The organism is Dulcicalothrix desertica PCC 7102 (assembly GCF_003991905.1).
Lineage (GTDB): Bacteria > Cyanobacteriota > Cyanobacteriia > Cyanobacteriales > Nostocaceae > Dulcicalothrix > Dulcicalothrix desertica.
In genome coordinates this window covers 1-11,857 of sequence record NZ_RSCL01000043.1, presented here as the reverse complement: position 1 = coordinate 11,857, position 11,857 = coordinate 1, and the positions used below count along the sequence as shown (strand labels likewise).

Sequence of the window (11,857 nt, the reverse complement as noted above, 5' to 3'; positions counted from 1 at the left end):
ATTGGCAACGGATAATGAACGGATGTAACGGATGGTTTTTTATAATCGCTCATCCGTTACATCCGCTGCAAACTATATCATTGTTTCGAGGCGCCGTACTAAGTCTTGTGCTTGTAAAACACCTTCGATTTTGTCTACAGGTTTTCCCTGTTTGAACAAAATAAGTGTTGGTAAAGCTTGAATACCGTACTCACTAGCTAGCTGTGTATACTTTTCGGTGTCAATTTTCGCTACACGCATCCGACCTTGGAGTTGAGCATTAACTTGTTCCAAAATCTGGCTCATTAGCTTGCACGGCCCACACCAATCTGCATAAAAATCTACTAATACAGGTACATCAGAACTAGATAGCATTTCCTCAAAGCTATTGAATTGCTTTTTTGTAGACATAGAATACAATGCCTTTTTATTAAGGTTTGATATCAATCTTAATTCAAATGCTTTAATTTCGACCTATCGCGTCAAAATGCGTTGCCTTGAAACAATTTACCTTCTATAAGGCGCCTTTTGACCAAACCAGGCAGAATTTTTCCTTTAGCATATACCCATCTATTCAACTCAGAGGGTACAGCATCATAATCAGAAGCGTTTAACTTTCTTAATAATGTGGAGTTAGCGAAGTTAGTTTCACCCAAATTAAACACAAAGCTTACAAGTGCATCAAACTGATTTTGATTTAGAGGTACTTTTACAAGCTTGTTTACCACAACTTCGGCGCCGCTCACATCCGTGCGTAGAATTTCCATCGCGCGTTGACGTGTAATTCCACACTTAAATTCTTCTGGTTCACTTCCATTGATGGGGCCGTAATGTACGAGGTGTCCTACTCCAATTGTGGCGTGGTTTGCTGGGCAATTGTATAAATTTAAAAATATACCTTCAAATTGAATTATTAACTCCAAACCACGGTCGCTGATTTTATAGGCGCCTTCTTTAGCTGGTAAATATATAATTTGCCCAATTCTCAACTTACGCGCTTCTGCCTCAGTAAAGAATTGTCCGTTTTCATGGGTAATTTCTTGCCAGCGGTTAGCATTTCCCAACTCACGTAACGCTATAGCACTCAGCGTATCACCTGCTTTAATTTTGTAAGAATTATTCATAATAAAAATTTATTGAGAAAACTTACTTAGTAAAACATCAGGAATCGGACGTGGACGCATTATTTTAGTATCAACCCATACCCATAAAGCTTCAGCAGTTACTAATAAATCATCTTTGTTTTGTTTACGGATTTCATAACGTCTACGGGCACGAGTACCACGAATTTCTTCGAGCCAAGTTGTAATTTCTAATGTATCGCTTGCAACTGCTGGACGTAAGTAATCAATTTCAACCCGTCGCATGACAAACACACCACCAAGTTCTTGATAAAGTTCAAAATTGAATCCTAGCGATTCTGAATGCTCAATGGCAGCTTGTTCAAGATAATTTTGATACACAGCATTATTTACATGTCCAAGAGCATCCATTTCATAATGACGAACACGTAACAGCGTTTGAAATTTTTCCATTTTTAATTATTCGATATCACCTGTAGGAGCGCAAGATTGAGCAATTGGTTGAATGCTAGCTTTTTGCATTAATTCAACTATTTGTGTCAAAGTACATCCATAGGTAGATGCAAGTAGCTTTTCGGCTTCACTTTTTGCTGCATCAACAGATATACCAAAGCTCATAATTTCCTCGTCTAAATTTCCTGTGATGCTCTCAACAGGAACTACACATATGTATTGCGGTTCGTTTTGCCTAATTTGTTGTACCATACCATTTCTTGATGAAGTAATATTAAGATTAAGTTAAGATTGATGTCAAAAATAAGAGCTTCAATATATATCTAACTCAAATTAGGGAAAATATAAATACAGTTCAAAAAATAGTTCAAAAATAGTTAAGAAAATGTACTTGTGTAATTTACGAAGAAACCGGGTTTCTACGCATTCATTGTCGCAGACAAATTGTCGTTGTTATTACAATATCTCAACGAAGAAACCCGGTTTCTAGGGTTTCTAAGCTACACAATTATATCTTCTAAACCTTATTCGTGCCTATTGGTTGTTTTACCTTGGCATTAAGGAGCGCGCAAGTAATGTCAAATTTTGATTGCAAGAAAAATCAATTTAAAAAATAAACAGATTTGAGGGGAATATCATGGCTCGCAACAATTTAGTTAGCAACGTGCGGCAGTCAATGCAAAAAGATTCCGTAAGCTGGGGGTCTTTAGCACTTTGGATTGGTGGATTAATTGTACTAGTTTCGATTATCGTTAGTTTTTCTAATTAATACGCGGTCGTCGTTGTAGAGACGTTACATGTAACGTCTCTACATCTAGGTATTGTGTTATGCGGCGACTAATTCTGATTCTTTCTCGACAGGCGCCCCATCTTGAACAAGGGAACGGTTTTCACCTTTACCTTGTAGAATATTGCCAGCGAAAGCTAACATCGCATTAATTTTGCGCTGTCTCCATTCATCAACTAGTTTTTGAACTTGGATGGGAGACATTCTTCGAGTCATGGCTTCATAAAGATATGCAGCATGTCCAGTTTCATCTTGCGCGATGCTTAACATCCCTAGTTTGAGGTTGCGTGCTGTCGCATCGTCTTTGGGTAAAACTTTTGCCATGCGCGCAAAGTCTTTACTCGCATCCAGTTCCAGGATGTATGTACTGCCCATAAACACATCCCAGTCTATTACCTCTGGTTTGAGTTGTTCTTGAGAATATCCTGTAAAAAAGGCGCCGAAGAAAGGACTGCGTTTTTCTTGGGATGCTTTCTTGTCGCTGTCTTCCTTTTCAACAGCTTTTGGTTGATTTTTAAAATCAATTACTTGTTTATCGAGTTGCTTAAGAGCATGAGCAAAGATTTGACCGTGCCGAGTTTCGTCGGCAGCATGTTTTACTAATCTTTCTGCAAGCCATGTATCGCCCTCTGCGGCTGCACGTTCTGATAACTTTGTCAAAAATGGGACTGACCCTGACTCAGCAAGCTGAAACCCTGCCAGTACATTAGGACGAGTCTTAATATCGCGAATCTGCAACGCCGAATAGTATGCAACGGCGCCTGAACCCGCTAAATGCATGAGATATGTGAGGAAATTCATCTCTAATAGCGCGCTTTTATTTTATATACAAACACTTTTACTATACTAACGGTTAATTTTTCCAATGGACTGAACCGTAAATTTACTTGAAAAACTTCTGTACTGTGACTATATTAGGTAACTGTTGAGACTTGTTAATATTTCTTAACATAGCTTAACTAATTGCAACAGACTTACCTTCCAAGAATCACTATGGCGTGCATCTGCCCTCTAAATTTAACTAAAACAATGCTATAGCCTCGAATCATATGCTCGTGATTCGAGGTATTTTATTATGGGGATAATATAAACATTTATATCTATGTTCAAACCTAAAGGGTTTTTGATTGCTGTTATTGTGGTGTTACTTATTTTCACTACAGGGTGTGCATTACTTTTGCCTTCTAAGCCTGTAAGTGTACATTTGACATTAGGTAATCCTAGCAATGCGAGTACATCAGACCCGAATAACTACTTAATTATAAAGAAACAATATGCACTTTCTTACAACCGTGATAAAGGTATACCAAATTGGGTAAGTTGGGAATTGAATAAATCTTGGTTAGGTGAGGCGCCTCGGTCAAACAAATTTCGACCAGATGATACACTACCCGAAGGATGGTATCGTGTTACACCAAGTGATTACACCCGCAGTGGTTACGATAAAGGACATATGGCGCCTTCGGCAGACCGTAGTAAAATCGGTGAAGATAATGCTGCAACTTTTTTAATGACTAATATTATCCCACAGGCGCCGGATAATAATCAGGGTTACTGGGCTGACTTAGAAAATTATGGTAGAAAATTAGCAGCAGAAGGAAAAGAACTGTATATAATATCAGGTGGTTATGGTCAGAAAGAGACGATAGCTCAAGGAAAAGTCGCAGTTCCAGAAAGAGTATATAAAATAATAGTAGTTACCGAACCAGGAAAAGAAATAAACTCATCAACAAGAGTAATTGCCATAGACACACCCAACACCAACGGTAATAAGGAAAGTAGCTGGACACAGTATTTAACTACTGTTGAGGCATTGGAGAAGAAAACGGGTTATGATTTTATTACAAGTGCCGACAAATCAGTTCAACGGGTGATAGAGGCAAAGGTTGATGATGGGGTGGCGCCAGGAATTAAGCAAAGAAGATAATCAACTACTGCTTTATATCATTAATTTAAATGGGCTGGTTTGCAACGGATACAACGGATGTAACGGATGAGTTATTGGTTAAAAACACAATTTGTTATCTAAAATCAACTATCCGTTACATCCTAGAGTCATCCGTTGCCAGATTTGCCTACTCCCAAATTTAAGTTTCAATAACCTTAGTACAAAGTCCAGCCAAACCACCCGATGAAGCTTTACCAATAATATAAACATCAATATCAATATCACCCAATCTCACAACCTTAATATCACTAAGACATTCCTTAATCACCTTAACTAAATTCTGATACTTGTGAACTATTTCCTTATCTTCTGAAGAATGCCAATCTTCTTCAGTAGTTGCAACATCAAAAAAAGATTCTAACTCCACAAATTCAACTTTAGTATCAGGCGCCTTGTCCAACTTAGATAAAATAAACTTAGTATCCACTACCTGCTTTTCTTGACACTCCCAAAAAAGCACTTCAAAAGGATACTCAGACTCGCTCATAAACAGCAAGCCATCCGAAGCTTGTTTGAGTTTGTCAAACAACTGTTCATTGTTTAGGGCGCCGTTTGTGTTTACGTTAGTATTCGACACATCTGCTTGAAATTAGGAAACATCTTTATATTACACACCTTTGGATTACTTTCCAAAATTTTAGCCAGTGTTGCCTAACCAACCACCTTGACCGATTTAATCCCAGCGCTACACCATTGCACCAGCAGCCATCTATCAGACTCCTTGTCCAGTGCGGGTTTGAGGCGAAAATTAAAAACATCTTCCCATACTTCTAATCCGTGTTTGCTTGCGAACTCACGCTCAAGCTCTTTGAACCTCGCCCAATTACGTTCGCCGATAGCGGCAAAAATTGGCATTAAATCAGTTAATGGCACTAATGTAGCTGTTTCACTCATTAATTTCGCCCTCAAAAATGCAAATAATAGGCATAAGTACTGTTTCTTCTGTATCAATTTTGTGAACCATTGGTTCACATTTTAATGGGGCGTGAACTGCAATGCCTGATAAATAGCTTCAGGATTGGCAGCAATAACCTTGAGGTAAGCCTGCGCTGTCTGGTCTGGCTCACTGCGTCCTTGCTCCCAGTCCCGCAATGTGCCAAGCGGAATATGGTAACGTGCTGCAAATTCTTCCTGCGTCAACTGCAACGCACGGCGAATAATTTTTACACGGGATATCCGCCGCATACGCTTTAAATCTGTATCGGTAAGCGGTTGTGCGTCAGGGTCGCTAAGAGCTTTCTCGTAAATTTCTTCTTCAGTCATAGAACGCACAGGCTGTTTAGGAAATGGTTTTTCGCTACCGTCAGCTAACACCTCAACCACCGTCCCATCCTTGTGCATTCTCGCGGTAATAATCGTTTCGTTCATTCTTGGTTGCCTCACGTGCTGATATAATCCTGATTTTCTGCCCTCGTTCCGTGTATACGACCATTAAAAGTCTGCTGCCCGCTACGCCAATAAGGATAAACCTTTCCTCACCATAAGCTTTTCTATCGTCTAGTTTTTCAATGCCGAACGGGTCACGAAATACTTCTGAAGCTTCCTCAAAACTTACACCATGCTTTGTATAGTTTGTGACAGCTTTTTGATAATTTCATTCAAAATTATCTGCATCATTCATAATATACGGGATACCAGTAGTTTTGTCAATATAGCTGCGTGAGTTGGCGACCCTTATGCGAATATTCTCACAAATGGTCGTTTGTGAGAATATATGATGACTTTTTGTTCAAAGTATAAAATCCTGAAACTAAGCATAATAATTTAAATGCCGCAAACTTTGCCCCAGCATTGTCATGGCAATATTATAATATAAAGAAGTATTTTTGAATAAAAAATTATGGTTACAAATATCTCGACCGTTACTATACCTCATAGTTGTTATAAACGATTACTGAGAGAAAATCCGCAACTTAATAAAAAACGGTTACATAAGGATTTACGAATTGGAGCAATTACACTCTCTGTAAATGCAGTAATGGTAACTCGCAATTTTAAAGATTTTTCTCAGATTCCTGGTTTAGTGCTGGAAAATTGGACATAGTTGTTGAATTATTGGTTCCCATTTGTGAACCACGGTTCACACTTTGTCAGTAAATTTGTACTTATTTTCGTTTAACTGGGTTCATCCAGGTTTCGAGACGGCTAAAAGCTTGGGAAGATAGTAGAGTTAGACATAGATATATTATTGCGACGCCTGCATAAATTTCAAAGGGACGGTAGTTTTGCGCTACTATTAATTGTCCTCTGCGAACTAATTCGTCGAGGCTGATAAATGCCACTAAGCTGGTATCTTTAAGCATACTGATAAATTCGTTACCTAAAGGTGGTAGCATACGGCGAAAGGCTTGAGGAAATATGACGTAGCGCATTGTTTGTACTGCATCTAACCCTAGTGATTCTGCGGCTTCAGATTGTCCTGTTTCGATAGATTGAATACCTGCACGTACTATTTCAGCAATATATGCAGCACTATTTAGACTTAACGCGACGACAGCAGCAGCAAAGCGGTTAAAACTAAAATCTAAACCTAAATTTTGCACTACGGCAGGAATACCGTAGTAAATTAGCAAAAGCTGGACTAATAATGGTGTACCACGAAAGAAATCAATATATGCTCTGGTAGCCCAACGTAATGGTGTAATATGTGAAAGTCGAGCAATACCAATTAAAGAACCAGCAATTAATCCTAGAAATACTGAAAATAGAGTTAGTTGCAGCGTTATTAAGGCGCCTTGTAAAAGTAAAGGAAACGCTTGCAATAGAATATTAATGGAGTTTGGGCCACTATCAGTTTGGGTAGCAAAGGCTAATTTTTCGGGTAGTTTTGGAGGTGCAGTTTTAAACCATTTTTGATAAATCTTATTATAAGTCCCATTCTCTAAGATTTTCCCTAAACCATTATTAATCAATTCTAAATTTGGTGATTTTAAAGGTGTGGGAATACCATAATACTCTTCTGTTAATAACTGGTCTATAACGTTAATACCTGGTAAATTCCCTGAATTAATAGCATAAGCAATCACAGGTGCATCACCGACCATCGCATCAACATTACCATTCGCCAACTCTTGTAACGCTAAAGGAGTAGAATCAAAAGTGCGAAGTTCGGCACCAGGAGCTTCTTTTGCTTTTGCGGCGCCTGTAGTACCAATTTGAACTGCAACTCTTTTATTCTTTAATTTATCAAAACCTGTAATATCTTGATTATTATTGCCAATTGCAATCGCTAAACCCGATTTAAAATAAGGACGAGAAAAAGAAACAGCTTGTGCGCGTTGCTTAGTAATAGTCATCGAACTAATAGCGGCATCGATTGTTCTTGCCTGTAAAGCAGAAATCAATCCATCAAAAGGAGTAGATTGAAACTCAACCTTAAAACCAGCTGCACTACCAATAGCATTCATTAAATCAATCGAAAAACCCTGTAACTCACCCTTTGGTCCTTGAAACTCCATAGGTGGATAAGCAGGTTCTGTACCAACCCGTAAACTCTTGGCGCCATCTTCATTACCCGACCCACACCCATTTATAATCAGTAAAAAACAACACAACCCCGCCAATACCCAACTAAAAATTCCTTTCCTCATTCTCTTGCCTTTGCTTTCCTAGGGTTGAAACCCAAGGCTATTGTGGTTCGTTAATATTAATAGACAGGACGGGCAAGGATGCCCATCCCACAAGAATAATTAATACAATTTATTAAAAAACCAACAATGAGCAACGCAGTAATAACATTTGAAAACGTAGAGAAAAACTTCGGCGCCCTCAAAGTCCTCAAAGGTATTAGTGGTAATATACACAGAGGGGAAGTCATAGCAATAATAGGTTCATCAGGATGCGGCAAAAGCACCCTACTACGCTGCTTCAACCGCCTAGAAACCATTAACACAGGCAACTTAACCGTAAACGGAATAGACTTATCTCACCCCAAACTCCATCGAAACGTACTACGGCAACTACGCACTCAAGTAGGAATGGTATTTCAGCAATTCAACTTATTTCCCCATCTAACAGTTTTACAAAACTTAACACTTGCACAACGCCAAGTACTAGGCAAAACACCCTCAGAAAGTACCCAACTAGCAAAACAATATCTAGATAAAGTAGGTTTATTCGATAAAGCCGAATCATACCCCGAACAACTATCAGGAGGGCAAAAACAGCGAGTAGCTATAGCACGCAGCTTGTGTATGAACCCGCAAATAATGCTATTTGACGAACCAACAAGCGCACTAGACCCAGAATTAGTAGGAGAAGTACTACAAGTAATGCAACAACTAGCAACCGAAGGAATGACAATGGTAGTCGTTACCCACGAAATGCAATTCGCACGTGAAGTAGCCAACCGCGTATTTTTCATGGATAGTGGAATAATTTTAGAACAAGGAACCCCACAGCAAGTAATTCAAAACCCCAAACACGAAAGATTACGCAATTTCATGAGCAGATTAAAAATGTAGGGGTGGGTTAATCGCGCATCTTCAATTCACGCATGATATACTAAACCCGCCCGCAGCAAAACGCACGGAGTTACAAATATTCGCTTAAAAATTCATATGGGTCTTCATCCCAAGAAGGTTCAGGACAAAGCATATTCAACTTACTAATAACATCCGCTTCAATATCATCACTATCATGCCTATCAAATAGTGACATAAGCTCCTTCCAGTCACGCTCTTTAAGAGGTGTAAGTGGAGCAGCATGACTATTTGCTTCTTGTGCTAAGAAGTTGTTATATGATTGACCTGACTCGCGCGGATGATAATTATTCACGGCATATAAAGAGCAAATAGTCTAGCGTAGTATTTATTACATTAATACTAAAATTATATGCCAAGAACCGGACAATTATCCTATCAGAGAAATTACCGTGCTTGTGCGATTCAAATCAACAACTAAAACTGACAATTACCGCTACTAACAGTCGTAGAACCACTTACATTACTTGTAGATACCGTATTATTACCAGGAATTCCATGTTCAACTTGAATCGAACCGCCAATTGTATTATCAATATTAAGTACACCAATTTGATTATTGCGTGGTCGTAAACAAATATTGGCGCCAGTGCCAATTGTGATAGCATCTAAATCTGAATATTTGTATTGTGTGAGAAACCTGGTTTCTTTTAGAGTAAGCCAAAAAATGAATGATCCTGTGGTGTCATGAGTAGCGAACGAAGGGCGCAGTTTTCGCGCTTTCGCGCGCATCTTAAAGCGTGATGTAAACGTATTTTCCAACAATAAAGCATCTCCGCTAGATTCTTCACTGCGTGACTAATGACCGAAAAGCATTTTTTTTCGTGGAGTTCTCTTATTGAAGCTGAGGATTGTTATGTTCAGTGAGAAACCTGGTTTCTTTTGTTAAGGTTGAGGATTGTTATGTTCAGTGTTGAAGAAACCAGGTTTCTTGGGGTTGTAGGGTAACTCCGAAAACTTGAGCGAAGCTGTGAGCGATTTTGAGACGGACTTCATCGCTGCTTATATTCGGTATCCATTCTGCTAAAGAAGCTACGGGTTTGTCAACTATGCCGCATGGAACTATATTGTTAAAGCCGGTCATGTCGGGGTTGACGTTGAGTGAGAATCCGTGCATGGTTATCCAGCGTTTGACTTTGATGCCAATAGCGGCAACTTTGCGACCTTCTACCCATACTCCTGTTAACCCAGGAATACGGGCGCCCACAAGTCCATATTCTTGAAGTACTATAATTAACACTTCCTCTAATTGGCGTAGATACCAGTGTAAATCTGGTTGATAGCGATGTAAGTTTAAAATTGGATACCCGACTATTTGACCTGGACAGTGGTAGGTTACTTCACCACCACGTTCGATGCGATGCACTTCATATTTACTGTCTAAAGGGTCAAATTTCAGAAATTCGAGATTGGCGCCTTGTCCTAAAGTATAAACAGGCGGATGCTCGACCAATATTAGCACGTCTTCTAAATTCGGGTTATTGATGCGTTCTTGCAACAGTGCGCGTTGCCATGCGAGTGCTTCTAAATATGGCATCAAGTCTTGGTTATATAACGAACAAGAATAAGGAGTAGAAATATTGTTAAAAATCATAGTGAAATTCAACTATTTAACAAAAAAGGGAGTATTGCAAGATACAGGCATGGAAAAACAGAATTAATTAACATTTGTAAGGCTATTTTCCCCTTTTCCCTGTTAAGGAACGAAACAAATGTCAAGCTGTGCAAAAGATTGTAAAGGAAAGTCAAGATAAGCGGTTTTATAAATTACAAAGTGCTAGTTTGAATATATAACCTCAATGGTAATGGTGCTGGAGGGAATTCTCTGCCACATACGTCACGCCAAGAAGAAAGAACAAATGCACTCTTCTCCGGCGCCTAGTTTAAAAATGCAAAAGCCATGTTGAACAAAGCTACTAAAAGCCTTCGGAGATTTACAAGGAAAGCTAGTTAGTTCAGGAGCCATATTATATAGTAGAGGCGAGTTTAGAAGTGGAATTCATGTGGCAACAATTAGGCATAGGGGGAATTGTAATTTTGATTTGTAACTTAATTTTGGCGGCAGATAGACCTTACCGCATTCTAAAGCGTAATTCAACTCAAGAAAAAGTTTGAGCGGGAGAGTTTACACATGAAGCTTGTCATCCACGGCAAAAATATAGAAATCACCGATGCTATCCGTGAATATGTGCATCAAAAAATTGAAAAGGCAGTAAGTCACTTTCAAAATATCACCAACGAAGTGGATGTCCATTTAAGCGTTGCTAAAAATCCCCGAATTAATACCAGACAAGCTGCGGAAGTGACGATTTATGCAAATAAAAACGTTATCCGTGCCGAGGAAAGCAGCGAAAACCTATACGCAAGTATTGATTTAGTAGCGGATAAAATCGCGCGTCAATTAAGAAAATATAAAGAACGCATTCAAAATAAGAAAGCTCCCAATCCAATTGAAGAAACCGTCGTTGAAACAGCAACAGTTGTTGATGACCTAATAGGTAATCGTACCCCTGAACTACCCAAAGAGGTTGTGCGAACTAAATATTTTGCCATGCCACCAATGACAATGACAGAAGCTTTAGAGCAACTGCAAATGGTGGGTCACGATTTTTATATGTTCCACAACGTAGAAACTGACGAAATTAACGTTATTTACGAACGTAACCACGGTGGATACGGTGTCATCCAACCCCGCAAAAATAACAACGGGAATGGGAAGAACGGTAAAGCAAATCACGCTAGTGTTGTAATGCCAGAAAAACACCAGGTTAACCGATAAGTTACAACACCCTCAAGGGTGTCGCGACACGAGCAAAGCCCGCCTTCGCGGGCTAAAATGCTTTGTGCTTTGTAGGTTGGGTGGAGGAACGGAACCCAACATTAAACTACTAGTAGTTTGTGTCATTAATTTTGGTGGGTCGGTTGGCAACGGATGTAACGGATGTAACGGATAGCTGATTCGTTTAAACGAGGCGCCGCAAAATCAAATCTTGTTTGTAACAAATAAATCATCCGTTACATCCGTTAAGTAGTGAGGCAAAAATATTTATATAAGTAAGTCGGCGCCAATAAACCAAACTATGTAAAGATATATAAATACGGAAATGCATCTACATGAGGTAACACA

Annotated in this window: 17 protein-coding genes and 1 pseudogene; 5 read left to right on the top strand and 13 right to left on the bottom strand. The window is 39.1% G+C overall.

From position 1 onward, the window contains the following. Positions 1-72 precede the first annotated feature (72 nt). The 4 genes from trxA to DSM106972_RS46395 all read right to left on the bottom strand — a co-directional run bounded on the left by trxA (position 73) and on the right by DSM106972_RS46395 (position 1,766). Positions 73-390, bottom strand: a complete 318-nt coding sequence (gene trxA, locus DSM106972_RS46410; RefSeq protein ID WP_127087058.1) for a thioredoxin — start codon at positions 388-390, stop codon at positions 73-75. A 71-nt stretch (positions 391-461) separates the two neighbouring features. Beyond that, on the bottom strand, positions 462-1,103 hold the full coding sequence (locus tag DSM106972_RS46405; RefSeq protein WP_127087057.1) for a lysozyme: 642 nt from the start codon (positions 1,101-1,103) through the stop codon (positions 462-464). A gap of 9 nt (positions 1,104-1,112) precedes the next feature. Beyond that, positions 1,113-1,514, bottom strand: a complete 402-nt coding sequence (locus tag DSM106972_RS46400) for an acyl-CoA thioesterase (protein ID WP_127087056.1) — start codon at positions 1,512-1,514, stop codon at positions 1,113-1,115. A 6-nt stretch (positions 1,515-1,520) separates the two neighbouring features. Beyond that, positions 1,521-1,766, bottom strand: coding sequence for a hypothetical protein (locus tag DSM106972_RS46395; RefSeq protein ID WP_127087055.1), 246 nt, complete (start codon positions 1,764-1,766; stop codon positions 1,521-1,523). Positions 1,767-2,151: 385 nt separating this feature from the next. Between DSM106972_RS46395 and DSM106972_RS55220 the strand changes: the two genes are divergently transcribed. After that, on the top strand, positions 2,152-2,283 hold the full coding sequence (locus tag DSM106972_RS55220) for a hypothetical protein (RefSeq protein ID WP_255666796.1): 132 nt from the start codon (positions 2,152-2,154) through the stop codon (positions 2,281-2,283). Between the two features lie 57 nt (positions 2,284-2,340). On the opposite strand, the gene DSM106972_RS46390 is transcribed toward DSM106972_RS55220, so the two are convergent. Next, positions 2,341-3,102 carry a ferritin-like domain-containing protein gene (locus tag DSM106972_RS46390; protein ID WP_127087054.1) on the bottom strand — a complete coding sequence of 254 codons (762 nt, stop codon included), beginning with the start codon at positions 3,100-3,102 and terminating at the stop codon, positions 2,341-2,343. A gap of 301 nt (positions 3,103-3,403) precedes the next feature. On the opposite strand from DSM106972_RS46390, the gene DSM106972_RS46385 reads away from it, so the two are divergent. Then, positions 3,404-4,228: a DNA/RNA non-specific endonuclease gene (locus tag DSM106972_RS46385; RefSeq protein WP_127087053.1), complete on the top strand. Its 825-nt coding sequence runs from the start codon at positions 3,404-3,406 to the stop codon at positions 4,226-4,228. Positions 4,229-4,388: 160 nt separating this feature from the next. Here the strand turns inward: DSM106972_RS46385 and DSM106972_RS46380 are convergent, their stop codons facing one another. The 4 genes and pseudogenes from DSM106972_RS46380 to DSM106972_RS46365 form a co-directional block, all read right to left on the bottom strand. Next, entirely contained in the window at positions 4,389-4,826 is a 438-nt protein-coding gene (locus tag DSM106972_RS46380; protein WP_127087052.1) for a nuclease A inhibitor family protein, read from the bottom strand. A gap of 74 nt (positions 4,827-4,900) precedes the next feature. Next, positions 4,901-5,143, bottom strand: a complete 243-nt coding sequence (locus DSM106972_RS46375; RefSeq protein ID WP_127087051.1) for a hypothetical protein — start codon at positions 5,141-5,143, stop codon at positions 4,901-4,903. 81 nt (positions 5,144-5,224) lie between these two features. After that, entirely contained in the window at positions 5,225-5,632 is a 408-nt protein-coding gene (locus tag DSM106972_RS46370; RefSeq protein WP_201800879.1) for a helix-turn-helix domain-containing protein, read from the bottom strand. Continuing rightward, positions 5,565-5,780: pseudogene (locus DSM106972_RS46365) on the bottom strand (BrnT family toxin); the annotation flags it as partial. The pseudogene DSM106972_RS46365 and the gene DSM106972_RS46370, both read right to left, overlap by 68 nt. A 309-nt stretch (positions 5,781-6,089) precedes the next feature. Between DSM106972_RS46365 and DSM106972_RS46360 the strand changes: the two are divergent. Continuing rightward, positions 6,090-6,293, top strand: coding sequence for a PIN domain-containing protein (locus DSM106972_RS46360; protein ID WP_233787757.1), 204 nt, complete (start codon positions 6,090-6,092; stop codon positions 6,291-6,293). Between the two features lie 61 nt (positions 6,294-6,354). On the opposite strand, the gene DSM106972_RS46355 is transcribed toward DSM106972_RS46360, so the two are convergent. Then, positions 6,355-7,839, bottom strand: coding sequence for an ABC transporter permease subunit (locus DSM106972_RS46355; protein ID WP_127087050.1), 1,485 nt, complete (start codon positions 7,837-7,839; stop codon positions 6,355-6,357). A 126-nt stretch (positions 7,840-7,965) separates the two neighbouring features. Here DSM106972_RS46355 and DSM106972_RS46350 point away from each other — a divergent pair, with 126 nt between their 5' ends. Continuing rightward, positions 7,966-8,712 carry an amino acid ABC transporter ATP-binding protein gene (locus tag DSM106972_RS46350; RefSeq protein ID WP_127087049.1) on the top strand — a complete coding sequence of 249 codons (747 nt, stop codon included), beginning with the start codon at positions 7,966-7,968 and terminating at the stop codon, positions 8,710-8,712. Positions 8,713-8,782: 70 nt separating this feature from the next. Here DSM106972_RS46350 and DSM106972_RS46345 read toward each other — a convergent pair whose 3' ends face one another. The 3 genes from DSM106972_RS46345 to lipB form a co-directional block, all read right to left on the bottom strand. Next, on the bottom strand, positions 8,783-9,025 hold the full coding sequence (locus tag DSM106972_RS46345) for a hypothetical protein (protein ID WP_127087048.1): 243 nt from the start codon (positions 9,023-9,025) through the stop codon (positions 8,783-8,785). Positions 9,026-9,147: 122 nt separating this feature from the next. Next, entirely contained in the window at positions 9,148-9,462 is a 315-nt protein-coding gene (locus DSM106972_RS46340) for a hypothetical protein (protein WP_127087047.1), read from the bottom strand. Positions 9,463-9,637: 175 nt separating this feature from the next. Then, a complete protein-coding gene (gene lipB / locus DSM106972_RS46335) occupies positions 9,638-10,324 on the bottom strand; it encodes a lipoyl(octanoyl) transferase LipB (RefSeq protein ID WP_127087046.1) in 687 nt (228 codons plus the stop codon). 537 nt (positions 10,325-10,861) lie between these two features. Here lipB and hpf point away from each other — a divergent pair. Further along, entirely contained in the window at positions 10,862-11,509 is a 648-nt protein-coding gene (hpf, locus tag DSM106972_RS46330) for a ribosome hibernation-promoting factor, HPF/YfiA family (RefSeq protein ID WP_127087045.1), read from the top strand. The last annotated feature ends 348 nt before the right edge of the window (positions 11,510-11,857 follow it).